This is a genomic window from Kitasatospora dryopteridis (assembly GCF_050749075.1).
Lineage (GTDB): Bacteria > Actinomycetota > Actinomycetes > Streptomycetales > Streptomycetaceae > Kitasatospora.
Genome location: NZ_CP192749.1, coordinates 3,773,933 through 3,798,528, shown reverse-complemented (window position 1 = coordinate 3,798,528; position 24,596 = coordinate 3,773,933). Strand labels below are relative to the sequence as shown.

The 24,596-nt window shown below is 72.4% G+C and carries 18 protein-coding genes; 8 read left to right on the top strand and 10 right to left on the bottom strand.

Annotated features, from left to right (window positions below; translation table 11 throughout):
• Positions 1-2 precede the first annotated feature (2 nt).
• From ACQ614_RS17265 to ACQ614_RS17235, 7 genes are all read right to left on the bottom strand, one after another.
• Positions 3-5,333 carry an SDR family NAD(P)-dependent oxidoreductase gene (locus ACQ614_RS17265; protein ID WP_431679450.1) on the bottom strand — a complete coding sequence of 1,777 codons (5,331 nt, stop codon included), beginning with the start codon at positions 5,331-5,333 and terminating at the stop codon, positions 3-5.
• A complete protein-coding gene (locus ACQ614_RS17260) occupies positions 5,330-6,124 on the bottom strand; it encodes a thioesterase II family protein (protein WP_431679449.1) in 795 nt (264 codons plus the stop codon). Before ACQ614_RS17260 ends, ACQ614_RS17265 begins: the two co-directional genes overlap by 4 nt.
• Complete coding sequence (locus tag ACQ614_RS17255; RefSeq protein ID WP_157818799.1) at positions 6,121-6,924, bottom strand: ABC transporter permease; 804 nt, start codon at positions 6,922-6,924, stop codon at positions 6,121-6,123. Before ACQ614_RS17255 ends, ACQ614_RS17260 begins: the two co-directional genes overlap by 4 nt.
• A complete protein-coding gene (locus tag ACQ614_RS17250; protein ID WP_431679448.1) occupies positions 6,921-7,688 on the bottom strand; it encodes an ABC transporter permease in 768 nt (255 codons plus the stop codon). Before ACQ614_RS17250 ends, ACQ614_RS17255 begins: the two co-directional genes overlap by 4 nt.
• A complete protein-coding gene (locus ACQ614_RS17245; RefSeq protein ID WP_431679447.1) occupies positions 7,685-8,644 on the bottom strand; it encodes an ABC transporter ATP-binding protein in 960 nt (319 codons plus the stop codon). Before ACQ614_RS17245 ends, ACQ614_RS17250 begins: the two co-directional genes overlap by 4 nt.
• Positions 8,641-9,492 (bottom strand): SDR family oxidoreductase, encoded by an 852-nt coding sequence (locus ACQ614_RS17240; protein WP_431679446.1) that lies wholly within the window; start codon positions 9,490-9,492, stop codon positions 8,641-8,643. The genes ACQ614_RS17245 and ACQ614_RS17240 overlap by 4 nt, the downstream gene beginning before the upstream one ends.
• Positions 9,493-9,589: 97 nt before the next feature.
• Entirely contained in the window at positions 9,590-10,639 is a 1,050-nt protein-coding gene (locus tag ACQ614_RS17235) for a serine hydrolase domain-containing protein (RefSeq protein WP_431679445.1), read from the bottom strand.
• 154 nt (positions 10,640-10,793) lie between these two features.
• Between ACQ614_RS17235 and ACQ614_RS17230 the strand changes: the two genes are divergently transcribed.
• Genes ACQ614_RS17230 through ACQ614_RS17195 form a run of 8 tightly spaced genes read left to right on the top strand, consistent with a single transcriptional unit; the run spans position 10,794 to position 20,896 of the window.
• The gene (locus tag ACQ614_RS17230; protein WP_431679444.1) at positions 10,794-13,118 is read left to right on the top strand and encodes a lantibiotic dehydratase; all 2,325 of its coding nucleotides are present in this window, start codon (positions 10,794-10,796) and stop codon (positions 13,116-13,118) included.
• A 43-nt stretch (positions 13,119-13,161) separates the two neighbouring features.
• Positions 13,162-14,163: an amino acid--tRNA ligase-related protein gene (locus ACQ614_RS17225; RefSeq protein WP_431679443.1), complete on the top strand. Its 1,002-nt coding sequence runs from the start codon at positions 13,162-13,164 to the stop codon at positions 14,161-14,163.
• A 2-nt stretch (positions 14,164-14,165) separates the two neighbouring features.
• Positions 14,166-15,170: a hypothetical protein gene (locus ACQ614_RS17220; RefSeq protein WP_431679442.1), complete on the top strand. Its 1,005-nt coding sequence runs from the start codon at positions 14,166-14,168 to the stop codon at positions 15,168-15,170.
• On the top strand, positions 15,161-15,928 hold the full coding sequence (locus ACQ614_RS17215) for a class I SAM-dependent methyltransferase (protein WP_431679441.1): 768 nt from the start codon (positions 15,161-15,163) through the stop codon (positions 15,926-15,928). The genes ACQ614_RS17220 and ACQ614_RS17215 overlap by 10 nt, the downstream gene beginning before the upstream one ends.
• 36 nt (positions 15,929-15,964) lie before the next feature.
• Positions 15,965-17,836 (top strand): threonine--tRNA ligase, encoded by a 1,872-nt coding sequence (thrS, locus tag ACQ614_RS17210; RefSeq protein WP_431679440.1) that lies wholly within the window; start codon positions 15,965-15,967, stop codon positions 17,834-17,836.
• Between the two features lies 1 nt (position 17,837).
• Positions 17,838-18,866: a S66 peptidase family protein gene (locus tag ACQ614_RS17205; protein ID WP_431679439.1), complete on the top strand. Its 1,029-nt coding sequence runs from the start codon at positions 17,838-17,840 to the stop codon at positions 18,864-18,866.
• A gap of 29 nt (positions 18,867-18,895) precedes the next feature.
• Positions 18,896-20,092 (top strand): cytochrome P450, encoded by a 1,197-nt coding sequence (locus tag ACQ614_RS17200; RefSeq protein WP_431679438.1) that lies wholly within the window; start codon positions 18,896-18,898, stop codon positions 20,090-20,092.
• A 57-nt stretch (positions 20,093-20,149) separates the two neighbouring features.
• Complete coding sequence (locus tag ACQ614_RS17195; protein WP_431679437.1) at positions 20,150-20,896, top strand: nucleotidyltransferase domain-containing protein; 747 nt, start codon at positions 20,150-20,152, stop codon at positions 20,894-20,896.
• A gap of 352 nt (positions 20,897-21,248) precedes the next feature.
• Here the strand turns inward: ACQ614_RS17195 and ACQ614_RS17190 are convergent, their stop codons facing one another.
• From ACQ614_RS17190 to ACQ614_RS17180, 3 genes are read right to left on the bottom strand one after another with little or no spacing between them, the layout of a single operon-like run.
• On the bottom strand, positions 21,249-22,049 hold the full coding sequence (locus tag ACQ614_RS17190; RefSeq protein ID WP_431679436.1) for an ABC transporter permease: 801 nt from the start codon (positions 22,047-22,049) through the stop codon (positions 21,249-21,251).
• Positions 22,046-23,581: an ABC transporter permease subunit gene (locus tag ACQ614_RS17185; protein ID WP_431679435.1), complete on the bottom strand. Its 1,536-nt coding sequence runs from the start codon at positions 23,579-23,581 to the stop codon at positions 22,046-22,048. Before ACQ614_RS17185 ends, ACQ614_RS17190 begins: the two co-directional genes overlap by 4 nt.
• A complete protein-coding gene (locus ACQ614_RS17180; protein WP_431679434.1) occupies positions 23,578-24,519 on the bottom strand; it encodes an ATP-binding cassette domain-containing protein in 942 nt (313 codons plus the stop codon). The genes ACQ614_RS17185 and ACQ614_RS17180 overlap by 4 nt, the downstream gene beginning before the upstream one ends.
• Positions 24,520-24,596: the final 77 nt, after the last annotated feature.

The following is a 24,596-nucleotide window of genomic DNA, read 5'->3' as shown; positions in this document are numbered from 1 at the left end:
CGTCACCCCCTCTCCCGGACCGCGGCCACCAGCTCGCCCAGCGTGGGGTGGTCGAAGAGCGTGGAGATCGGCAGGGCGACCCCGAGCTCGCCGCGGATGCGGTCGATCAACTGGACGGCGGCCAGGCTGTCGCCACCGGACTCGAAGAAGTCGTCCTCCGAACCGGCCTCGGTGCCGAGGATCTCGGTCCACAGACCGGCGACTCGGGCGGCGAGCCCGTCCTCGGCCGTGGCCGGGGCGGCCGGCTCGGCGGGGCGCGGGGTGTCCTGCTGGTCGCCGGCCGGTCCGCCGGGCGACCGGACCGTCGCGGCCGTGAAGTTGTCGCTGCGCCGCAGCTTCTCGCGCAGGCCCTCGGGTGCGACGATCACCTGCGGGCCGAAGTCGTCCGTCAGGAACGTCTCCAGCAGGGCGGCACCCGTCTCGACGTCGAGGAAGGCGTTCGGGGCGATGCCCGAGGAGCGTAGCGGCGTCCCACCGTTCTGCCCGACGGACCGGGTGACGCTCGCCCGGTCCACGTGGACGAGGGTGAAGTTGCTGATGGTCACCACCTCGCACCCGTCCTCGTCGATCAGGGCGAGGTTGCGCACGACGGCGCCCTTGGGCTGCTCGGGCCACGGGTGGATGAGCGCGGTCACCCGAGTCGGGAGTGGGCCCCGGACCACCACCTCGCGGTAACTGAACGGCAGCGCGTTGGTGCCGGCCGGGAGCGGCAGCACGAAGGAGGTGGCGCAGTCGAGCAGCGCCGGGTGCAGCAGGTTGGTCTCGGCGTCGCCGTGGTGGGCCGAGGGCAGGGCCAGCTCGGCCAGCGCGCTTCCGTCACCGCCGCTCACCCGCTGGACGGTGTGCCAGCGGGCGCCGACGGTCATCAGCCCCGAACCGTCGTTGAGCCGGGGCCCGGGGAGCGGCACGGTGTGCGCGGCGCGCAGGGCCGCCAGGTCGTGCCGGGGGGCGGCGCCCTGGAAGGGCTCGACCGCGCCTCCGGCGTGCCGGACGGCGCGGGCGCCGTCGGCCTTCGACTCGACCCGGAAGCGCCAGCCCGAGTCCTCCCGCTCGAAGCGAATGGTCAGGTCGAGCGGTTGGGCGACGGTGAGCGGAGCGGTGAACGCCACGTCGGACAGGCGCACCGGGCCGGGGTGGAAGGTGCGGATCGCCCGGAGCACCAGCTCCAGGTAGCCGGTGCCGGGCAGGACCGGCGTGTTCCCCATCCGGTGCTCGTCCACCATCCAGACGTCCGGGGTGAGCCGGACGGTGAAGGTCGGCGCGGCCTCCGTGCCGGGGACCGCGCTGAGCTCGGGCTCGCGGTTCGGGCGGCCGGGGTGGAAGCGGGAGTGCTTGGCGGCGGCCTCCACGGCCATGCCGGCGCCGTCCCAGGACGGCCAGTTGATCGACAGGCTGCGGCCGGGGCGGCGACGCGAGCGCTCGTGGGCGAAGGCGTCCAGGAAGGCGTTGGCCGCGCCGTAGTCGGACAGGCCGAACTGGCCGGTGACGGCGGCGACGGAGGAGAACAGGACGAAGCTGCGGGGCTCGTCGCCGAGCAGTTCGTCCAGCAGCAGGGCGCCGTCGATCTTGGGCCGGAGGATCTGCTCGGCGGCGGCGGCGTCCTTGACCGCCAGCATCCCGCCGCCACTCAGCCCGGCCGCGTGGATCACCCCACGGACCGGCCCGAGGCTGGCGCGGACCTGCTCGACGGCCGAGGCCAGCGAGGCCCGATCGGCCACGTCCGCCGCCAGCGGCAGCACCTGGCAGCCGGCCGCCTCGATCCGCCGGATCGCCTCGATCGCGCTGCGCAGGCCATCCGTCAGACCGTCCTGTTCGGACCAGAGGTGACGCTCCGGCAGGCCGGAACGCCCGAGCAGCGCGATCCGGGTCGCGCCCCGGGCGGCCAGCCGCTCGGCGGCGACCAGCCCGAGGGCTCCCAGGCCCCCGGTGATCAGCCAGGCCCCGTCGCCGGCGTCCGCCAGCCGCGCACCCGGAAGGGGCACGCTGTGGAAGGTCGGGTGCCAGTGGCGCCGGCCGCGCAGCGCGACCCGGGTCATCCCGGCCTCGTCGTCACCGCTCAGCAGCGCCCACAGCGCCTCGGCCCCGAGGTCGGCGCCGGCCGACACGTCGACCACCCGGGCGCGGAGCCGATCGCTCTCCCGGACGGCGCTGTGCAGCAGCGCCACCACGGGCGCCTTGGCCGGCTCCAGCGGCTCGGAACCGGTGACGTCCCAGAGCCGGTCGGCGAGCACGGTCAACCGGACCGGACGGTCCGGGCAGTGCCGGGCCAGGTCCTGGACGATCCGCTGGACCGATCGGAACCCCCGGTCCAGCCAGTGGTCGGCGGTCCGCCGGGCGTCGCCGGCCGGTGCCGGGCCGGCCAGCCACAGGTGGACGATCTCCAGCGGCTCCCGGTGGTCGCGCAGCTCGGCCCGGATCGCGGCGCCCAGCCGCTCGGGCTCCGCGTCGTCGGCCTTGACCAGCTCGGCGGTGATGTCGGCCGCGGTCAGTCGGTCGAGCAGCGGCGCGGCCTGCCCGGCGTCCTCGGCCAGCAGCAGCCAACGGCGGCCGGCCAGGGCGCTCTTGGTCCGCTGTGGTTGGACCTCGGCCCAGCCGGGGACGGTGATGCGGTCGTCCTCGGCCGGGACGGACCGCTCGACGGGCGCGGACTCGGTGGGGGCGGAGTCGGAAGGGGCCTGGGGAGCCGGCGCCGGGTCGGGGGAGATCCAGTACTGCCCACGGTCGAAGACGTAGCCGGGCAGGGCGATCGGCACGATCCGCTCGTGCTCCAGCAGGGCCCGCCAGTCGATGTCCAGGCCGGCCTGCCAGAGCGCGGCGACCGCGCGGTACAGGACGGTGGTCGGTGAGGTGTCGTCGCCCGCCGCCGGGAGGGAGGCGATCGGGCGGTGTCCGGCGGCCGCCGGGAGGCGGCGGACCAGCTGGGTGAGTGCCTGGCCGGGACCGACCTCCAGCAGGACACCGCCCTCGACGGCGGCGGCGCGTTCGGCGCCCTCCCGGAAGCGGACCGGGCGGCGCAGGTGATCGGCCCAGTACTCCGGGTCCACCGCCTGGGCGTCGGTGATCCAGTCACCGGTCACGTTGGAGACCCAGGGGACGGTCGGCCGGCCGAGGGTCAGTCCTCCGACGAACTCCGCCAGCTCCTCGGCCGCCCGGCCGGTGGCCGGAGTGTGGAAGGCCCGCTCGACATCGAGGGCCACCCAGCGCCGGCCGGTGGCGGTGAGCTCGGCGGTCAGCTCGTCCACGGCGGTCACCGAGCCCCCGACCGTACAGCTGCGGGAGCCGTTGTCGGCGCTGATCCAGACCTCACGGCCCGCCACCAGACGCTCCGCCTCGGTCGCCGGCATCGCCAACGCGATCATCCGCCCGGCGGGTGCCGCGGCCAGCAGCTCACCGCGCCGGACCACCAGACGGGCGGCGTCGGCGAGCTCGAAGACACCGGAGAGGGTGGCTGCGGTGATCTCGCCGACGCTGTGGCCGATCATGGCGACCGGCCGGATCCCCAAGGAGGCCCACAACCGGGCAAGGGCCCACTCCACCGCGAAGAGCGCGGGCTGGGTCAGCGCGGTGTCGCGCAGGCGGTCCGTGGCGTCCGGGCCGTTCTCCAGCAGCGCGGAGCGCAGTGCGGTGGCGATCTCCGCGCCGAAGTGCTCCAGGCAGCGGTCGAACTCGGCGCGGAAGACCGGCTCGTGGGCGTACAGCTCGGCGGCCATGGCGGGGTGCTGGGTGCCCTGACCGGGGAACAGGAAGACCGCACCGGTGGCCGGCGCACCGGCGGCCCGGTCGCGGTCGGCGAGGTCGGTGAGGGCGTCGGCGAGGGTGATGCTGTCGTCACCGACCACGGCGAGCCGGTGGCGGTGGTGCAGCGGACGGCGGTGCAGCGTCCGGGCCACCTCGGTGAGGTCGGCGTCCTCGTCCACCAGGTGGGCGGACAGCTGCTCCGCCATGCCGCGCAGCGCGGGCAGGGAGGCGGCGGCCAGCGGCAGCACCGCCGTGCGGCGGCGGGCCGGGCGAGGTTCGGCCGGTGCGGCGGCCGGGGGCTGCTCGACCAGGACGTGGACGTTGGTGCCGCCGATGCCGAAGGAGCTGACACCCGCGATCCGAGGGCCGTCCACCAGCCACGGTCCGGCCTCGGACCGGACGGTGAAGGGGGTCCGCTCCAGCTCCATCAGCGGGTTGGCCGCGTCGAAGTTGGCGGTACCGGGGGCGATGCCCCGGTTGACGGCGAGCACCGCCTTGATGAAGCCCGCGATGCCCGAGGCGGGGCCCAGGTGGCCGATGTTCCCCTTGGCGGAGGAGAGCAGGCAGTAGTTGGTGCGGTCGGTCTGCGTGCGGTAGGCCCGGCTCAGCGCCTGGACCTCGATCGGGTCACCGAGAGCCGTTCCGGTGCCGTGCGCCTCCAGGTACCCCACCTCGGCGGCGTCCACGCCGGCCACGGCAAGGGCCTCGTACACCGCGGCGAACTGGCCGTCGGCACTGGGGGCGGCGAATCCGGCCTTGCGGTTCCCGTCGTTGTTGACGGCGGAACCACGGATCGTGGCGAGCACCCGGTCGCCGTCCCGCAGCGCGTCGGCGAGCGGTTTGAGGACGACCGCGCCCGCTCCGTCGCCGAAGATCGTGCCGTCGGCGGCCGCGTCGAAGGGGCGGCAGCGCCCGTCCCGGGAGAAGATGCCGCCCTCCACCCAGCGGTGGCCGGCGCCGTGCGGCAGCTCCAGCTGGACGCCGCCGGCGACCGCGATGTCGCACTCGCCGTTGCGCAGCGCCTGGCAGGCCAGGTGCAGCGCGACCAGCGAGGTGGAGCAGGCGGTGGCGACGGTCAGTGCGGGTCCGCGCAGGTCGAGCTTGTAGGAGACGATCGTGGCGATGTAGTCGTTGTGGTTGCCCGACTGGATGCCGACCTCGCCGTAGTTGCGGACGGCGGCGGCATTGCGCCGGACGTTCAGTTCGGCGTAGCGGTTGGTCGCGCCACCGGCGAAGACGCCCACCGAGGCCGGGCCGCCGGTGGCGACGCCGGCGTCCTCCAGCGCGCTGTAGGCGACCTCCAGGAAGATCCGCTGCTGCGGGTCGCGCAGCTCGGCCTCGCGCGGGGTGAAGCCGAAGAGACCGGCGTCGAAGCCCGCGACGTCGTCCAGCAGCGGGGCCCGCTTGACGTGGTTCGGGTCGGCGATGGCCGCCTCGGAGAGGCCGGCCTTCCGCAGGGTGTCGTCGGAGAGCTCGGTGAGGCTGACGGTGTTGTTGAGCAGGTTGGTCCAGTAGCTCTCGACGTCGGGGGCGCCGGGGAGCCGACAGGCCATTCCGATCACGGCTATGCGGTCGTCGTCCGCAGCGGGGTTCATCGGATTCCTCCAAGAAGACGTGCCGCGGCGGGCGGCCGGCAGTGTTGGTCGGTGTCGAGCTCGCGGGTGATCGCGGCGAGCAGGGCGTCGGTGGCGTGGCCGAGCAGGTGGTGCGGGCCGGGGACGGACTCCCGGCGGTGGCTGCCGGTGGTCCAGCCGGACCAGCCGGGGCCGTCCGGGTCGAGCACCCGGTCCTGGTCGCCCCGCAGTTCCAGGACGGGAGCGGCCAGCAGGCGGTCGGCGGGGGCCGGCACGGTCCAGGTCTCCAGGGCGCGGAAGTCCGCCCGGATCGCCGGCTCGGCGAGCGAGTAGAGGGCCCGGCCGGTCGGGGTGTCCTGGAGCGCCCCGTAGCGGGCCAGATCGGCGAACAGGTCTTCGCTGTCCAGCAGGTGGGTGGTGCCGCCGATCGTGCCGTCCGGTGCCGGGGCGGCGGCGGCGATCAGCCGCAGCAGCTCCGTCCGTCCTCCCTGCTCCAGCAGCCGGGCGGTCCGGTAGGCGGCCACCGCGCCGAAGCAGTGCCCGAAGAACACCACCGGGCCGGTCAGCTCGGCGATCTCCCGGGCGGCCGCCCCGGCGATCTCGTCGAGCGAGCCGAGCGGGGTCTCCCGCAGGCGGCTCTCCCGGCCGGGCAGCCGGACGGCGCTGACCGCCACCCACGGCGGCAGCAGCCCGGCCCAGCCGGCGAACGGGGCGGCCCCCGCGCCGGCGTGGGCGAAGCAGACCAGATGGACCCGGGCCTCGGGGGAGGCCGGGAACCGGACCAGGGCGGGCCGTGCGGTCACGGCGTTCATGCGGACAACTCGATCGTGCCGCGCCGCCGTTCTCCGGCAACCGCACGTTCCAGCAGGACCACGCCGAGCGCGGTCCAGGCCAGGGCGACCAGTGCCTCGCAGCCGAGGCCGGCGAGCACGGTGGAGGCCGGTGCGCCGGCGAGCAGGTCGCGCAGCGCCTGCAGGGCGTGGGTGAGCGGGAGCAGTTCGGCCAGGGCGGCGATCGGCGCGGGCCAGTGGTCCACCGGGACGTTGACCCCGCAGAAGGTCATCAGGGACATGTAGCCGGTGTTGAGCGCCAGCCACTGCAGCCCGGGGCGGCGCAGCACCAGGGCGCCGACGGCCGTACCCAGCCCGTAGGCCGAGCAACCCGCCAGAGCGAGGAAGAACGGGACGAGCAGCACCTGCGGGAAGGGCATGGACAGCCGGAAGATCATCGCTGCGGCGGCGAACACGCCGGTGCTGCTGACGATGCCGACCAGCAGGCAGTACGCGCCACGGGCCAGATAGGTCAGCGCGAAGTCGGCGGGGGCGGCGACCTGGAGCGCCAGGGTGCCCTGGCCGCGCTCGCGCACGGTGGTGGTGATGACCACCATGGCCTCGATGCAGACCACCACGGCCGCGTTGCCGACGGCCAGGTAGCGCACCCGCTCCTCCGAGCCGGAGAGCAGGCCGATGGTGCCGAAGAACACCACCTGCGCGATCAGCCGGAGGAACCAGCCGAACACCCAGGTGCGCCAGGTGTAGAAGGTGACCAGCTCGCGGAAGCCGATCCGGGAGGCGGTGGCGACGATGCCGTACCACCGGGAGAGTGCGTTCACGAGAGGCCCACCGTGCCCTCCGACTTCAGGCGAATGATCATCCGGTCCACCAGGACGGTGCCGGCCAGGTACGCGACGGCACCCAGGAGCAGCAGTGCCCCGAGCCGCCAACCGAAGTCCCCCACCGGCTCGGGGCGGGTGACCGCCCGGAGCAGGTCCGCCGCCCAGGACAGGTAGATGACCTTGCTGACCGGCTGCAGCCAACCGGGGAGCAGCGCGACCGGCACCAGCACGCCGCCAAGCACGTAGCACGGGTACCCGAGCGCGTTGGCCCAACGGCGGGCCGAGCCCGCGGTCACGAAGGCGGCGGCGAGCACGGTCGCGGTGCCGAGGGTGGCGAGCGCGGTCGCCGCCAGGGTGCAGACCAGCAGCCAGGGGTGGTGCACGGGGAGCCGGACATCGAAGAGGACGGCCGCCGTGAGCCAGGACTCGGCGAAGGTCGCCGCACCGAGCACCGCGATGACGGCGACCCGGCCGGTGACCAGCCGGGTGAGGCCGGCCGGTGAGCCCAGGAACAGCTCCAGCGTGCCGCCGCGCTTCTCGTCGTCCACGACCGACCCCGCCAGGTCGAGCGAGACCAGCCAAAGGCCCATCAGGGCGGGTGCGAGGACTGCGTAGGCCTCCAGGTCCGGCCGGTCCGCCTGGCGTACCGAGGACAGGAAGATGGCGGTGAAGAACGGGATGGTGGCGAAGACCAGCAGGTGGCCGGCGTTGCGACGGAACAGCCGCAGCTGCAGCAGGGCGCCGGTGAGGATCTCGGTCATACCGTCAGCCCTCGATCGCCGATGACCTCCAGGTAGACGTCCTCCAGGGTCGGCAGCGAGGTGCGGACCGTGGTGACCCCGGCGTCCACCAGTGCACGCAGCACCGGTCGGACCGCGCCCTCGGCGTTGGTGGCGATCCGGATCCAGCCGTCGGCCAGCTCCTCGATGCCGGCCACGCCCTCCAGCAGGGCGACGCTCTCCCGCAGCGGGGCCGGTACGTCCCGGGCGTCCACCCGCTCGTGGGCGGTGATCCAGCGTCCGACCTCTGCGGGCGCCTCGGTGCCGACCACCTGGCCACGGTCGATCAGGGTCACCCGGTCGCAGACCGCCTCGGCCTCGTGCATGTCGTGGGTGGTCAGCAGGATGGTGCGGCCCTCGGCCCGGAGTTCGGTCACCAGCGAGCGGAACTCGCGGGCGGCCACCGGGTCCATGCCGACCGTGGGCTCGTCCAGGAACAGCAGCTCCGGGTCGCCGACCAGACCGCGGGCGAGGTGCAGACGCTGCTTCATGCCACGGGACATCCGGTCCACCTGGGTGTCGGCGCGGTCGCCGAGCCCGACCCGGTCCAGCAGCGCGGCAACCGCGTCCTTGCGGCCGCGCGTCCCGTACAGGGCGGCCCAGTAGTCGAGGTTCTCCCGCGCGGTGAGCCGCCCGTAGAGGCCGCGCTCGCCACCGAACACGATGCCGATCCGCCGGCGGAGCGCCCTGGCGTCGGCTGCGACGTCCAGGCCGAGCACGGTGGCCCGGCCGTCGGTGGGCAGCAGCACGGTGGAGAGGATCTTGACGAGGGTGGTCTTGCCGGCGCCGTTGGGGCCGAGCAGACCTCGGATCTCACCGCTCGCCACGTCGAGGTCCAGGCCGTGCAGCGCGGTCACCACCTCACCGGCCCCCGCTCCACGGCGACGGCCCTTGGCATAGGTCCGGGTCAGCCCCCGGACTTCGATCGCCGTACTCACTGTTGGTCGTCTCCTCGTCGTGTCGCGGGTGTGGCCGCTCGGTCGAAGTTCAGGTCCCCGCTGGGTGTGGGGAGGGAGATGCCGCCGTCCACCGGGAGGTTCACCCCGGTGATGAACGAGGCGGCGTCGGAGCAGAGGAAGAGCGCGGCGGAGGCGGAGTCCTCGGGGGCGGCGAGTCGGCGGAGCGGTGTCCGGCGGCGCTGGAGCTCGAAGGACGGCGGGTGGTCGGTGCGCCCGACGGCCATGCCGCCGACCGCGCTCTCGGTGGGGGTGGGGCCGGGCCCGAGCGCGTTGACCCGGATCCCGTGCCGGCCCCACTCCGCCGCCCAGGTGGAGGTGAGCGCGAGGACCCCCGACTTGGCGGCGGCGGCGTGGGCGAAGTAGGGCAGACCGCGGTGCGGGTCGGTGATCGCCACGTTGAGGATCACGCCGCCACCCTGGGCGATCATGTGCGGGACGACAGCCCGTCCGCAGTGGAATGTGCCGTGGAGATCGATCTCCACGACCGTCCGGAACGAGCGCGCCGACATCGTCTCGGCCGGCGACCAGAAGTTGGCCGCCGCGTTGTTGACCAGGACGTCGATGGCCCCGTAGCGGGACATCGTGCGCTCCACCGCGGCCTTGACCGTGGCCTCGTCGCGGACGTCGCACACCACGGTGTCGTTCTCCACTCCGAGGGCGGTCAGCCGGCGGCCGGCCGCCGAGAGTCGTTCGGCGTTGCGGGAGGCGAGCACGACCTGTGCGCCGTGCAGCCCGAACGCCTGGGCCATAGCGAAGCCGATACCGGTGGCTCCTCCGGTGATGAGCACGGTACGCGAGTTGTAGAGGCCGTCAGCGAAGTGAGGCATGACCTGGACCCGCCCTCCGATCAGTTCATGACTCGATGACATTACAAATTGTCATATTACTTGGTCAATATCATTCTTAGAGTCCGTGGAGGCGGGTTCAGGCCCGGATCTCCTGGCAGAGCTCGCGCACGATCAGGTTCTCCAGCCGGCTGCCGCCGCTGCCGGGCGGCACCACGCCGCTGGAGAGGAAGGAGACCGCCAGTTCCCGGTCCAGGTCGGCGACGACCATTCCGCAGCCGTACGCGGTGTGCCCGGCGACCCGGGTGCCGCTCGGGGCGCTGAACCAGGCCCGGTCGGTGCACATGCCGAGGCCCCAGGCGAGGTCGAGGTCGCCGAAGTTGCGGTCGGGCAGTCCGCTGCGGTGGTCGGCGGTGAGGATGTCCACGACCGCGCGGTCCAGGCCCAGGTCGGGCAGGCGCTCGGGGGCGGCCAGGCAGTCCACCAGGCGGGACAGCTCGTTCGCCGGCCCCCAGGCCCCGGTGCCGGGGAGGTGGGGCGCGAGGACGTTCGCGGAAACCCGTCCGGTCGGCTCCTGGCGGCCGTCGATCTGCTCGTAGAGGCCCACCGGGCGGGGCGCCCCCTGCTCGCCGAAGGCCGTCCGGGTCATGCCCAGAGGGCGCATGATCCGTTCGGCCACGTACTGCGGGTAGCTCAGGCCGGACCGTCGCCGCACGATCTCGGCGACGACCACCCACGACTCCATGGCGCTGTACCAGCCCTCGCTGCCGGGTTCGCCGGTGAGCTCGATCGCGCAGGCGGCGGCGAACGCCTCCTCGTGACCCAGGGCCGAGAAGGGGTGGCGGACGCTCTCCTGCCGGAACGGCAGGGAGTGCGACATCAGCTGCGCGAGGTTCGCCCGTTCCTTCCCGCGCACCGCGTACTCGGGCACCAGCTCGGCCAGCGGAGTGTCGGCGGCGAGTGCCCCGTCCCGGATCAGTTGGCCGATCGCCAACGCGCCGAAGAGCTTGGTGCAGCAGATCCACGGTAGTTGGTCGTCGGTGGTGAGCCGGACCCCCGGTGCCGACTCGCCGAAGGCCTCGTCCAGCAGGACCTCACCGCGCAGCGTCACATGGAGCTGGATTCCCAGGTGGGTGCCCGACCGGACCGCCGCCGAGGCTCGCTCGCGAACGTTCTCCAGTGCCTTCAAGGCTCACCTTCCTCAATGGTGCTCGGATCTCCATCGGGGGTTCACCATGCCAGCCGGAGGGGTCTTCTTCAAGATGTTGACACATTTATTGACCAGGGAGTCATGTTCTGCGTAATGTTTGGGCCGTCCATCCGGAACGATTGCGAGGAGCGCCATGGCCGAGTCGCACACCGACCACACCGTCCCGCTCGGTGGTACGGGCTGGAGCCTCTGGCGTGATGCGGTCCTGCGCAGCGCGGGCTTCTCGGCGGATCGACTGGAGGCCCTGGTCGACCCCGAGCTGGCGGCGGCCGCCGACGCGGCCATAGCGGGCACGGCGTCGCCGGAGGCCTACCGGCAGGCGTTTCAGGAGGGGACGGTGCGGCTGAGCGGGGCCATCCGCAGCGCGGCCGCCGACCCGCTCTTCCGCGAGGCCGTCACCTGGCAGAACCGGCGACTGCTCGGCGACTGCCTGGACAAGGCCGCGGCGGGTGAGTCCCGCAACGTCCGTGGCCGGTCCCACGAGCTGGCCATCACCAGTTACCTCCAGCGGTACACGGTGAAGAACGACACGATCGGCTTCTTCGGACCGGTCGGCTGGGCGGACTGGGGCGACCACCCGGCGGCCCTCACCGTCGAGGCGGGGGAGCGGCTGGTCGGCCGACGCACCGTCTACTTCGAGTCCTGGGCGATCGACACCCTCGCCCGGGTGCTCGGCTCCGACCCGGAAATCGTCCCGTGGCTGACCCCCCGTCGTCCGGCCGCCGACCGTCTGGACGGTGATGTCCTGCACCGGGCGGGCAAGGGGGAGGAAAAGCTCGCTCCGTCGGAGGCCGCCGTCCTCGCCCGGTGCGACGGCTTCCGGACGGCCCGGGAGGTCTGCGCCGCCGGTGCCGGAGCCACCGACGCGGAGCTGCTGGCGGTGTTGACGGACCTGCGCGACCGGGGGTTGGTCTCCCTAGACCTGGAGGGGCCGGTGGAGGCCCACCCGGAGGCCACCCTCCGGGCGAAGCTCGTCCGGATCGGCGATCCGGACGCGCGGGAGCGCGCGCTGGCCGTCCTGGACGAACTCTGTCTGGCGCGGGACGCGGTCGCTGCCGCGGCCGGGGACGCCGCCGCGCTCTCCGCCGCGACGGACCGGCTCAACACCGCCTTCGTGGCGGCCACCGGAACGGCGGCCGAACGCCACCACGGCCGTAACTACGCCGGTCGGACGCTGGTCTACGAGGACTGCGTCCGGGACGTCGAGGTCCACCTGGGCGCCGCGCTCCGCGCGGAGCTGGCCGCCCCGCTCGGGCTGGTGCTGGACAGCGCGCGCTGGCTGGTCGGTCGGATCGCGGCCGAGTACCGCGCGCTGTTCCTCGGCATCTTCGACCGGTGGTCGACCCGGAGCGGTGCGACGGCGATGCCGCTCGCCCGCCTGCTGGCGTCGGCCACCCCGCACCTCTTCTACTCCGCGCGGGCGCTGCCGGCCCCGGTGCGGACGGCGATCGCCGACCTCCAGGAGCGCTGGCGACGCGCGCTCGGCGGGATCGAGGGCGCGGAGCCGGTGCTGCGTACCGGCGATGAGTTGGCGGAACGCTTCCGCCGGGAGTTCCCGACGGTCCGGCCGCCCTGGGCCGCCGCCGTGCACCACTCCCCCGACCTCATGATCGCCGCGCCGAGCGCGGCGGCCGTGAACGAGGGCCGCTACCTGGCCGTGCTCGGGGAGCTGCACACCGCGCTCAACACCATGGAGAGTCGGGTCTTCGTCGAGCAGCACCCGGAACCGGGGCGACTGCGCGCGGCGGACGCAGCCGACCACGGCCGACGTCGGATCTACCTGGTCCCCCCGAAGGACTGGCCCACCGTCACCTCCCGGCTGGCGCCGCCCTCGGCGCTGCTGTCGCCCGAGTACACGTACTGGACGCTCCGTGCGCCCAGCGTGGAGCCGGCCGGCCGGGTACTGGCCCTGGCGGACCTGACCGTGCACCGGGAGAACGGCGAGCTGGTGGTCCGGTCGGCGGTGGACGACTTCCGCTGCGACCTGCTGGAGATGCTGGGCGAGGTGCTGTCCGGTGTGACGGTCAACAGCTTCAAGCCCTTCGCCCCCGCCGCCCACCGGCCGAGGGTGACCATCGACCGGTTGGTGGTCGCCCGGGAGTCCTGGGCGATCGAGATCGAGGAGCTCGCCTGGGCGGCGCTGCGGGACGAGGCCGAGCGATTCCGTGCGGCCCGCGCGTTCCGGGCCGAGAGGAACCTGCCGGAACGGGTCTTCTATCGCTCTCCCACCGAGGACAAGCCCACTTTCCTCGATTTCGGGAGTATTCCGCTGGTCAACCTGTTCGCCCGGACGGTTCGGGGCGCCGCCGAGCTCCCGTCCGCCGTCTTCGGGCTGACCGAGATGCTGCCCGACCTGACGGACACCTGGCTGCACGACGGCCACGGGCAGGGGTACACCGCCGAGCTCCGGGTGGTGGCCCTGGACGACCTGCATATTGACAACAATATTGACCAATGAGTCGTAACATCTGTAATGTCCATCCTGTGAAAGGTTCATCAGAATGAAGCCGACCGCTGCGGTGACCGACCCGGACCGTTTCCTCAAGATCCTCGACGACCCGGCCATGAAGCTCCTGGTCCGCCTCCAGGACCAGCTCCTCCAGGTCACGGCGGACTTCTGGAAGCAGCGCCGCGCCCTCAACCTGCACCTGCCGATCACCACCGGCTCGGTCTCCAGCCCGATGGGGCTGGGCAGCGACAGCCTGCCGGTCCAGATCGACCTGTTCGGCGAGAAGGTCTACCTGGCCGACTCGATGCAGTTCCTGCTGGAGTACGGCTGTCGGATCGCCCCGGAGGGCGCCTGGTATCTCATGCCGAGTTTCCGCGGTGAGGAGGCCGACAAGACCCACCTGAACCAGTTCTTCCACAGCGAGGCCGAGATCCTCGGCGGCCTCACCGAGGTCCAGGACGTGGTCGGTCAGTACACCCGCACGCTCGCCCGGGCCGCCCTGCGGGACTTCGAGAGCGAGATCGCGGCCGTCGCCGGCTCTGTGGACCACATCGTCCGGATGGCGGAGATGGAGGTCATCCCGCAGCTGACGGTGGACGAGGCGGTCGAGCACCTGGGCAACGCGGCCGACTGCGTGCGCCATGACCCGGCCGGCTTCCGGACGATCACCCGGGCCGGCGAACGCCGGCTGATGGACGAGATCAGCCCGGTGCTGTGGCTGACCCACTTCGACCACCTGTCCGTCCCCTTCTACCAGGCCTACGAGCCCGGCACCGACAAGGCCCGCTGCGCCGACCTGCTGCTCGGTATCGGCGAGGTGGTCGGCGCCGGCGAGCGGCACGTGGACGGCGAGCAGACCCGCAAGGCCCTCGCCCACCACGAGGTCGCCGAGGAGGACTACGCCTGGTACGTCAAGATGAAGTCCGAGCGTCCGATGCTCACCTCGGGCTTCGGACTCGGTGTCGAGCGCTGGATGATGTGGCTGCTGCGCCACGACGACATCCGGGACCTCCAGCTCGTGCCCCGGCTCAACGGCCTCACCCTGGCCCCCTGAGCATGACGCTCCCGAGCACGACGCTGGAGAGCAGGCGGGCACTGCGCACGCGGGTGGCGGAGGACTTCGTCGAGTCCTTCCCGCAGGCCCGGCGGGTGCCGGAGTTGCCGGTCTCCTCCGGGGCCGACCGCTCCGTTCACCTGATCGGATCGTCGATCAGCGCGCTCAAGCCGTGGATCCCCGGTGGGGTCGCGGCGGGCGGGGTGGTGGCGGTCCAGCCGGCGGTGCGAACGCAGAACCTCCGGACGCTCGGTGACTGCGTCACCCCGTTCACCTGGGGCGGCCACTTCACCAACTTCTCGATCGTGCTCCCGGCCGGCTCCGCTGAGGGGCCGGCCGAGTGCACCGCCGCCTTCTTCCTCGACCGTTGCGGGTTCGCACCCGAGGACGTCCTGGTCCGGGCGAGCCGCGTTCACCGCACCCTGTTCCCGGCGCTGGAGGTGTTCGCCGAGAAGGTCCGGATCGAGTGGGACAGTCGGGAGCCGAGGTACTACACCCACTCGATCGGTGTCCCCGGTCTGTACGGCGTGAACTTCAACGTCGCCCTGCGCCACCCGGCGACCGGCGATTACGACGATGTGGGCAACTACATCGACTTCACGCCCGACGGGACGGGCCCGCTCGGTGAGCCCTTCACCGAGATCGGCTTCGGCGACACCACGATCCTGAGGGCCGGGCTCGGTCTCGACCACGTCCTGGACGCCTTCGCCTTCCCCGCCTTTCCCCCCTCGTCGGCCGTCGGACAGCAGGCCGCCCGCCATCTGCAGGACGCCTTCCTGGTCGCCGCGGTGCTCTGGAACGAAGGTCTGCGGCCCTCCAACCGGGACGGCCGCACCAAGCTCCTGCGGAAGTACCTGGAGGCGTGTCGGGCAGCCGTCGGCCGGACCGGTCTCGGCCCGGCGGAGCTGTACGGCTGGCTGCGGGACCTCTACGCGGCCGAGGGGTTCGCCCGCTCCGACCTCGACGCCCTCTGGTCAGAACATCTGGAGAACAACCTGTGGACCTGAAATACAAGAACGTCGCGTCCGTCTACGACCTCGTCTACGAGTCGCGCACCGACGACGTCCGGTTCTACTTGGACCAGGCGGTCGAGGCCGCACCCCGGCGACTGGCCGAATTCGGCTGCGGCACCGGGCGGGTGACCCTCGGGTTGGCCGAGCTCCTGCCGGAGACCCGGATCGTCGCGGTGGACATGGACGCCGACGAAGTCGAGGTCCTGAAGGACGCGGTGCGGGCTCGGGGCATCGACACCGTCGAGACCCGCTGCGAGCTCATCCAGTCCTTCGAGGGGGAGGGCATCGACCTGGCGATCGCCCCCTTCCGGGTGTTCCAGCACGTGGTGGAGCCGACGGAGTTCGAGGCCTGTCTGCGGCGGATCGCGCAGAGCCTCCGCCCGGGTGGCCGCTTCGTCTTCGACCTGTTCAACCCGTCGATCCCCATGCTCTCCACGACCGGTGTGATCGCCTCGCAGACCTTCGTGGACGGCGAGGGCCACCGCATCGAGCGCGTGGTGACCGTCAACGACCGGGATCACTTCCGGCAGACCCAGCTGATCGAGGAGGACTACACGGTCACCACGCCCGAGGGTGAGACCTACGACCTCCACTGGCACTACCGCACCCGCTACTACTTTCTCGGCGAGGTGGTGCCGCTCGTCGAGCGCGCCGGATTCGAGATCGTCCGGATCGACTCGGACTACCGGGGCACGCCGTTCGGCGAAGGGGAGTACCCGGGCGACCTCGTGTTCCACCTCGTTCGCAAGTAACCAGAAGTCAAGCCACCGCGACGGAGTCACAGAACAATGGCTGAAGCACCGGTCCTGGAGCAGGACCCGAACACCCCCCTCCCGACGGAAGCCCAGGCTTCCCCGTCCCCGAACGACCTGCGGGTGCTGCGGGCCACTGCGGCCCTGGTGCTCGCCATGGCGGTCCACGAGGAGTTCCCGGAGGCGCTGCCCGCCGGCAGCGGCCCGGCGGAGGACGGCTTCTACCACGACTTCGCCAACCTGGAGCCGGTCACCCCGGAGATCCTGAAGCGGCTCGACAAGCGGATGCGTCGGATCGTCAGGCGTCGGTCGGCGATCGCGGCCCGGCGGCTCGGCTCCGTCGCGGAGATCGGCGAGTACGCGGCGGGCAACGCCTTCGCGCGGGAGCTGGCGGAGGAGGCGCTGGCCGATGCGTCCGCCGAGGTCTTCGGTCTCGCGGTCGGCCCGGAGGGCGCCGAGCCGATCTGGACCGGTGTCGGCACCGAGGTGACCGCCTCCGACAGCGCTTGCCTGGTGGCGTTCGAGCTGACCGCCGCCTCCGCCGTGTACTGGCGGGGTGCGGAGGGGAACGAGAGCCTTCAGCGGATCAAGGGCACCGCGTGGCCGGACGAGGAGGCGCTGGCCCGCCACCGCGAGTTCCTGGCGGAGGCGGCGCGCCGGGACCACCGTCGTCTCGGCTCCGAGATGGAGCTGTTCACCTTCGCCGACGAGATCGGCCCCGGGCTGCCGATCCTGCTGCCGAACGGCGCGGCGATCCGGGACGAGATGCAGCGGTACTCGCTCGACAAGCACCGCCGGTCCGGCTACACCCTGATCAACACCCCCTTCATCGCGAAGGAGGACCTGTTCCTCCGTTCCGGACACCTCCCGTACTACGCCGACGGCATGTTCCCCGGCATGGCGGTGGACGGCAGCGAGTACTACCTCAAGGCCATGAACTGCCCGATGCACGCGGTCGTGTTCAAGAACCGCGGCCGCTCGTACAAGGAACTCCCGCTCCGGCTCTTCGAGTTCGGCTCGGTGCACCGGTACGAGCGCTCGGGCACCCTGCACGGTCTGACCCGGGTGCGGAACATGACCCAGGACGACGCCCACATCTTCTGCACCCAGGACCAGATCCAGGAGGAGCTGAAGACGGTCCTCGCCTTCGTGCTGGACCTGCTGCGGGACTTCGGTCTGCGCGACTTCTACCTGGAGCTGTCGACCCGGGACGACTCCGACAAGTTCATCGGCAGCGCGGAGGACTGGGAGAACGCGACCCAGGCGCTGGTCGCCGCCGCCGACTCCACCGGTCTCGAGCTGGTGCCCGACCCGGGGGGCGCGGCGTTCTACGGCCCCAAGATCAGCGTCCAGGTGCGGGACTCGCTCGGCCGGAACTGGCAGATGTCCACCATCCAGCTCGACTTCCAGACCCCGGCCCGGTTCGAGCTGTCGTACCAGGCGGCCGACGGCGCCCGGGTGCGTCCGGTGATGATCCACCGTGCGCTGTTCGGTTCGCTGGAGCGGTTCCTGGGTGTGCTGATCGAGCACTACGGCGGGCAGTTCCCCGCCTGGATGGCGCCGATCCACGCGGTGGGCGTCCCGGTGCGCAGCGACGCCGAGGCGGGCCACACCGAGTACCTGGCGAAGTTCTTCGACGAGCTGCGCGAAGAGGGCGTCCGTACACAGCTCGACTCCTCCAGCGACCGGCTGCCGAAGAAGATCCTGAACGCGCAGCGCCTGCGCGCCCCCTTCGTCGTGGTCGCCGGCGACCGGGACGTGGCGGCGGGCACGGCGGCCCTCCGGTTCCGGGACGGCTCGCAGGAGTCGGACGTCCCGCTGGCCGAGATCGCCGACCGGATCCGTCGCATCATCACCTCCCGCGCCACCGCGGGGCCCAGCGCGGTGCCGCCGTCCGACGGTGAGTGAGATGAGCGGAGGCGCCTTCCCGCCGCCCGTCTTCCCGCCGCCGCTGGAGCAGGGCGACGAGATCCTGGTGGTGTCGCTGTCCTCCAACACCGCGTCGAGGTTCGAGGACCGACTGCGGCGAGGCGTCCTGGAGCTGGAGCGGCGCGGGTTCCGGGTCCGGCTGGGCACCCACGTCGCGGACGGCCGGAACCCCGGTGCGGGGACGGTGGCGTCCCGGGTCGCGGACCTGCACCGGGGGTTCGCCGACCCGAACGTGGCCGCGATCGTGTCGGCGATCGGCGGTTGGGCCTCCCACCAGGTGCTGGACGCGCTGGACCTGGACCTGATCCGGGCCAATCCGAAGTGGTTCATCGGGTACAGCGACACCAGCTCGCTCCACCTGTACCTGAGTGAGCGGGCCCGGCTGGCGAGCATCTACGGACCGGCGGTGCTGCCCCAGTTCGGAGAGTTCGGGGGAGTGCACCCGTACTCCCTCGACTCTCTCCTCCGGGCCACCAGGGGGGAGGCCTACGAGGTGCCCTGGAGCGAGGTCCGGGTGGACGAGCGGCTGCCCTGGGGGAGCGGCGACCACGTGCGCAGGGCCGAAGTACCCGCCCCGGCCCCCGTCGTGATCAAGGAAGGGGCCGGACGCGGGGAGGTCCTGGCGGTCAACCTGGAGACCTTGCTGTCGCATGCCGGGACGGCCTACTGGCCCCGGCTCGCCGGCCGTCTCCTACTGATCGAGATCTCCGACAGCGCCCAGGAGTGGCAGGCCCTGCGCCTACTCCACCAGTTGAGCAGGCAGGAGGGGTTCGGGCGGATCGCCGGGCTCGCGCTCGGGCGGGTGCCCGCCGGCATCGGGATCGACGAGCAGGTGGTCCGCCAACGGCTCCGCGAGGTGACCGACGGGATCGAGGTACCGGTGGTGGCCGACCTCCCGTTCGGCCACGTCGATCCGATCATGTCGATCCCGCTCGGCCGGACCGCCGAGCTGACCGGGGCAGCGAGCGGGCAGGTCTCACTGCGCTTCGACGCGGTCCCGGGCGCCTGACCGACCTCGCCAGAAAGGTTCACCATCCCATGTCCGCAACACCACGACCGGAGCGCCCTGCCCCGGGGGACGTCGATCACCTGCTCACCGGCGATCCGTACCGGGCCTACTCCGCGCTCCGGGCCACCGGCCGGGCCGCCGCCCGGCACGAGCCGACCCGGTCCTGGTACGTCACCGATCCGGCGCACCTCCGGGAGATGCTGACTGACCATCGGTTCGTCGCACGCGGCGCCTCGCCCCTCGAGCCCGCCCTGGTCGGCGTGCCCGGGGCGGAGGCCGTCGAGCGGCTGGAGGCGTTCCTCGGACTCTGGCCGGTCTTCTCCGACGCGCCGGCACAACGCGCGGCCAGCCGGGCGCTGCGCCGGTACTTCTCCCGCACCCGGGCGGAGCAGTTGCGGCCGGCGTTCCGTGCGGCCTTCGAGGAGATCGCCCGGCGGGCGGACGGTCGCCGACCGGTCGCCGGCTTCGCCCGGCCGGTCAGTGAGGTGATGCTCGCCCTGCTGCTGCGGCTGCCGTCCGAGGAGATCGACCGGCTCAGGGCGATGACCGCCCCGACCATCGCGTACCTGTCCAACGACGGCCAGGACATCGGGATGGCCGATGCGGCGCTGGACCGGATCGGGGATCTGAAGGAGTGGCTGGCCGTACGCGCCCGAAGCGGGGAGGACTGGCTGCTCGCCGAACTGACCAAGGCCGGCGTGGAGTTGTCCCCGGACGAACTCGCCGCGCTCTACATGCAGCTCGTCACCGGGGCGCTCGACCCGACCTGCCACGCGCTCGTCGGCGCGCTGCGCTTCCTGCGCGGCTCGACGGAGGCACAACGCCTGGCCGAGCAGGGGAACTTCGCCGGACTGGTCGAGCTGTGCCTCGGGAATGACACGGGATTCCACTTCGCGCCGCGCCGGTCCCGCTGTCCGATCACCTTCCACGGGGAGGAGATCGGTGCGGGTGAGCGGGTCGTCGGCGTGTTGGCCTGGGCCGCCGCGGTGGAGGCCGCGACCGGGAGCGCGCACGAGGCCGGGACCTCGCCGGCCGGTACGTCCCTGGCCTTCGGCCACGGCCGGCACTTCTGCCTCGGCGCCGGGATCGCCCAGGTGACCTTGGAGGAGGCCCTGCGCAGCATTCACCTCCACCGCGACCTGGCCGACCTCGATCTCGACGCAGTCGAGAGGTTGCCGGCGCTCGGTGCCTCGATCTACCGGGACGGCCCCGGCCCGGTCGGGTGACCGGCGGAGGCCGGGCCGGGGCGCCGGCGATCGGTGCACCTGTGGGACCGTGGTCCGATGCGACACGAACCGATCGACCAAGCACGACGTCTCGTGCAGGACCGTTTCCCCGATGCCCTCGCCGTGGTCCTCGCGGGCTCCACCGTGCAGGGCCGGGCGACCGCAGGCAGTGACCTGGACATCGCGGTCCTGGTGGCCAGCGGTGGTGAGACCTACCGGGAGACGCTGCGCTTCGAGGGCCGGGTCGTGGAGCTCTTCGTCCACACCCGGGCCGGTCTCCGTGACCTGTTCGCCGTCGATGTCGCCACCCGCCGCGCGGTGCTGCAGAGCATGTACGCCACCGGCGTCGTCCTGGTGGACGTGGACGGGGAGGCCGGACGCGCCAGGGCCCTGGCGGACGCGGACCTCCGGCAGGGCCCGCCCGCACTGGAGCCCGGGACGGTTGAGACCAAGCGCTACGGGTTGACGGACGCCATCGACGACCTGCGGGACGCCACCGACCCGTTGGAGCGATTGGCCGTCGCGGGGTTCGTCGTCAACACCGCCGCCGACCTGCTCTGCGATCATCGCCGGACCTGGACCGGCACCGGCAAGTGGCTGGTCCGCCGCCTTGTCGAGGCGGACCCCGAGCGCGGCGGCGCCCTGCTGGAGGCCCACGCCCACCTGGGCCGGACGGAGGACCCGGAACCGCTGATCGACATCGCCTCGGCGATCCTCGACACCGTCGGCGGTCCACTCCGCGAGGGGTACCGCCGGGTCTGGCAGGGCGTCATCGACTCCGTCGCCCTCGGCGTCGGGCGCTGACCGGACCGACAGAGCCAGGTCGGGAGACCGAACCTGCAACGGGACGACGAAGGCCCCGACCGGAAACCGGTCGGGGCCTTTCGTTTGCCCTGGTGGGCGGAGGCGGAGGATACGAGATTCGAACTTGTGAGGGGTTGCCCCAAACACGCTTTCCAATTCTCCCGAACGTTGTCCGCCGGGGGTCACGCCTGTTCTGACCTGGGGTGAAGCGGGGCGCTGCCCAGGCTCTGAGCCTCGCTGGACGGCGGTGGATGAGACCAGAACCGAGCCCTTGGGTGGCAACTGCGCCCGCCGTGACGAGGTCGGCCCGGGCGCGAGAAGCGTCCGGACCGACGTCGCCTCACGTGTGGATTCACGCGTTTCGCAGCCGGAGGATCGCGCCGCCGAGGAGCAGCGCGCTCGCTGCCCAGAGGGCCAGAACGCCGAGGCCCGCCCAGGGGCCGATGGGAAGGTGGCGCAGGTTCGCCGTCGCCTGGATCGCGAGGCCCGCCGGCATCGGGCCGAGCTGCGCCAGCAGTCGCTGCAGGTGCGGCTCGGTGACGACATGACTGAGCAGCGGGAACAGGTAGAGCAGTGCCAGCACGACGCCGACCGCGACCGCCGCGTCGCGAACCGCTGCGGCGATGCCGAGTGCAAGCAGGGCCACCAGGACCAGGTAGAGCACCGAGCCCGCCGCCGCGCGCAGGGTCGGCCCGTCGGCGAGGGAGAGCTGGGTGTAGCCGTGGGCGGGGATGTATCCGGCGCCCGGCAGGAGCAGGTGGCCCGCGAGGACGGAGGCGAGCACGGCGACGCTTCCGACTGCGAGGACCGCTCCGCTGAGCACGGTGGCTTTCGCGGCCAGCACCGTGCCGCGCCTGGGTATCGCCACAAGCGTGGTGCGGATCAGGCCGGTGCCGTACTCGCCGCCTACGAGCAGGACGGCCGTGATCGCGGCGAGTACCTGACTCACCGACACCCCGGCCAGGCTGAGCCGCACCTGGTCCTGGCCGCAGCCTGCCGCCGGGCACGGGACGTTCGCGGACACAGCCGCGCCGACGCCGGCCGTGACGAGAACCAGGGCGACCATCAGCCAGCCGTGCCCGGCCTCGGTGTGCAGCTTCGTCCACTCGGCGCGGCAGGCACGGCGGAACCCGGCGGGGTAGAGGCCACTCATACGTCCCTCCGGCGCAGCAGCACGGTCGCCGCCGCGAGGGCGAGCGCGCTCCAGGCACCGAGCACGGCGAGGCCGCCCCAGGGGGAGAGCGGGAAGTATCCGGACGAGGGGGCGTAGACGGTGAGCACCTGGTCGTAGCGCGGCAGCGTCTGCTGGACGGCGAAGCCCGCCGCCGGGGTGAGCCGGAGCAACCACTCGGCCGGGCCGCTCGGCAGCATGCCACCGAAGGCGAGCAGATACGGGAGCACCGTCGCCGCCACCACCGCCGTGATCGCCGTGGCGCTGCGCCGCAGCACCACTCCGAGGGCCAGCGACAGGACTGCCGTCGCGGCCAGCAGCAGCCCCGTGCCGAGGACCGCGCGCGTCTGGACCGTCGTGGGTACGGTGAGTACGGCGAAGTGGGTGGCGCGCGCCCGTAGTTCACCGAGCGGGATGCTCACGGCGGCGGCCGCGGCGCCGACGGCGAAAGCTACCGTTGCCACGACGGCGGCCTTTGCGAGGAGCATCCGGCCGCGGTGGGGTGTCGATGCCAGGGTCTGACCGAGCAGCCCGCGACGGTACTCGGCGGTGACGAACTGCACGGCCACCACCGTCAGCATGATCAAGCCCACGAACGTGCCGACGAGGAAGGTCTCCACGGTGAACGCCGGTCCGAGCGCCGGTCCGCCGACCACGGGGGCGATGTCGCCCGCGCCGGTGACGGTGAAGCCCTCGCTGGTCGTCGTCCAGCCGCCACTGGTGCCGGGTGTGTAGCTGCCCGAGGTCCCGGCGTCGTCACCGACTTGCAGGCCCTGCCAGCCTCCGGCCGCCTGCCCCCAGGAGCCGCTGAGCGTTACGCGACCGAAGCTTCCCGTGGCCGTGGCCGGACTGCTGCTGCCGCCACCACTCGCCTGTACCGCCGCCGGGGCGGCGACGAACAGCCCCACCTGCACCGTTGTCGTTGACTCGGGCAGTCGTGCGGTGCCGACCTCGGTCCACCGCTCGCCGTCGGTCGAGTCGTAGCCGGTGACCGTCCCGCCCGTCCGGACGAGCCGCAGCCAGCGGGGCTCAGCGGTCGAGGGACTGCCGGTCAGGCCCGCGCGGTCGTGTGTGAAGTCGTCCTGCATCCGCACCCCGTGCGCGCCGGTGACCATCATCGCCGCGTAGGACGAGCCCTGGTCGAGACTCTGCTTGACCAGGATCCCGGCCTTGGACCACGGGGTGACGCCGGACGTGGTTCCGCTCGGCCCACCTGCCGTAGCAGCACTTGCCGTACCAGCACCCGCCGGATCAGCCAGTACGCCGGTCAGCGCGGTAACCGGGACGGTGATGCCGCCGTCGCCGGACAACGCCCGGTGCACGAAGTAGAAGCTGTCGTTGACCGCCCCGCCGCCGGGGCCTGCGGAGAGCGCCGTCGCCCGCTGCGGATGCTCGTTCGACGAGGCCGTGCCGACCAACAGGAACAGTGCGGACGCCAGCATCGCGCCGACGGCGCCCAGTGCCCAGCCGCGCACGGTGCGGAACTTGGTCCACTCGGCATGCAGCGCCCTCATCGCTCCACTCCCGCCGCCGCGTCGGCACTCCGATACTGAACGGCATCCCCGGTGAGCGCGAGATAGGCCTCCTCCAGCGTCGCGCGGTGGGTAGACAGTTCGGCGAACGGCACGGCCGCCGCGGTGAGCCGAGCGACGATCGCCTCGCCCGGCAGCCCGGTGATGCCGAGCGTCTCGGGCCCGGTCACCTGCACTGCTGCGCCGGTGCCCGACAGCACTTCGGCGGCGACGAGCGGTGCAGAGGTACGCAGCGTCACCCGGCCGGCCGCGACACCCGCCAGCAGTTCGCGCACGCCGGTGTCGGCCACGACCCGGCCGCGCCCGACAACCACCAGGTGGTCCGCGACGTCCTCCAGCTCGCCCATCAGGTGGCTGGAGACCAGTACCGCGCGGCCCTCGGCCGCCAGCGAGGTGAGCAGGCCGCGGATCCACCGGATGCCCTCCGGGTCCAGGCCGTTGAACGGCTCGTCCAACATCAGCGCGGGTGGGTCGCCGAGCAGCGCCGCCGCGATGCCGAGCCGCTGCCGCATGCCCAACGAAAAGCCGCCCGCCCGGCGCCGTGCCGCGCCGGCCAGCCCCGCCTGCTCCAGCACCTGGTCCACCCGGCGGGCCGGAAGGCCCTGTGAATGAGCCAGCCACAGCAGGTGGTTACGGGCGGTCCGGCTGGGTTGCAGAGCTCCGGCGTCCAGCAGTGAGCCCAGCCGCGTCAACGGACTGCGCAGACTCCGGTACGACCGGCCGCCGACCAGCGCGTGGCCCGCGTCGGGCGTGTCCAGACCCAGCACCACCCGCATGGTGGTGGACTTGCCCGCGCCGTTCGGGCCCACGAAGCCGGTCACCCGACCGGGCCGGACCGTGAACGTCATCCCGTCCAGTGCCTGCGTCTTCCCGAAGCGCTTCCGCAGCCCGGCCAGCTCGATTCCGACGTCGTCCCTCATCGCAACCGCCCGTCCTCTCACACGGTTCTCGGTTTCCGGCCCCACCATGCGTGCGAGGGCGTGACACGGGCGGAACG

What these genes read in the sequence shown, in the direction of transcription:
- ACQ614_RS17265 (WP_431679450.1), bottom strand. Translation starts at nt 5,333, where the DNA reads ATGAACCCCGCTGCGGACGACGACCGCATAGCCGTGATCGGAATGGCC.
- ACQ614_RS17260 (WP_431679449.1), bottom strand. Translation starts at nt 6,124, where the DNA reads ATGAACGCCGTGACCGCACGGCCCGCCCTGGTCCGGTTCCCGGCCTCC.
- ACQ614_RS17250 (WP_431679448.1), bottom strand. Translation starts at nt 7,688, where the DNA reads ATGACCGAGATCCTCACCGGCGCCCTGCTGCAGCTGCGGCTGTTCCGT.
- ACQ614_RS17240 (WP_431679446.1), bottom strand. Translation starts at nt 9,492, where the DNA reads ATGCCTCACTTCGCTGACGGCCTCTACAACTCGCGTACCGTGCTCATC.
- ACQ614_RS17230 (WP_431679444.1), top strand. Translation starts at nt 10,794, where the DNA reads ATGGCCGAGTCGCACACCGACCACACCGTCCCGCTCGGTGGTACGGGC.
- ACQ614_RS17225 (WP_431679443.1), top strand. Translation starts at nt 13,162, where the DNA reads ATGAAGCCGACCGCTGCGGTGACCGACCCGGACCGTTTCCTCAAGATC.
- ACQ614_RS17220 (WP_431679442.1), top strand. Translation starts at nt 14,166, where the DNA reads ATGACGCTCCCGAGCACGACGCTGGAGAGCAGGCGGGCACTGCGCACG.
- thrS (WP_431679440.1), top strand. Translation starts at nt 15,965, where the DNA reads ATGGCTGAAGCACCGGTCCTGGAGCAGGACCCGAACACCCCCCTCCCG.
- ACQ614_RS17205 (WP_431679439.1), top strand. Translation starts at nt 17,838, where the DNA reads ATGAGCGGAGGCGCCTTCCCGCCGCCCGTCTTCCCGCCGCCGCTGGAG.
- ACQ614_RS17200 (WP_431679438.1), top strand. Translation starts at nt 18,896, where the DNA reads ATGTCCGCAACACCACGACCGGAGCGCCCTGCCCCGGGGGACGTCGAT.
- ACQ614_RS17195 (WP_431679437.1), top strand. Translation starts at nt 20,150, where the DNA reads ATGCGACACGAACCGATCGACCAAGCACGACGTCTCGTGCAGGACCGT.
- ACQ614_RS17190 (WP_431679436.1), bottom strand. Translation starts at nt 22,049, where the DNA reads ATGAGTGGCCTCTACCCCGCCGGGTTCCGCCGTGCCTGCCGCGCCGAG.
- ACQ614_RS17185 (WP_431679435.1), bottom strand. Translation starts at nt 23,581, where the DNA reads ATGAGGGCGCTGCATGCCGAGTGGACCAAGTTCCGCACCGTGCGCGGC.
- ACQ614_RS17180 (WP_431679434.1), bottom strand. Translation starts at nt 24,519, where the DNA reads ATGAGGGACGACGTCGGAATCGAGCTGGCCGGGCTGCGGAAGCGCTTC.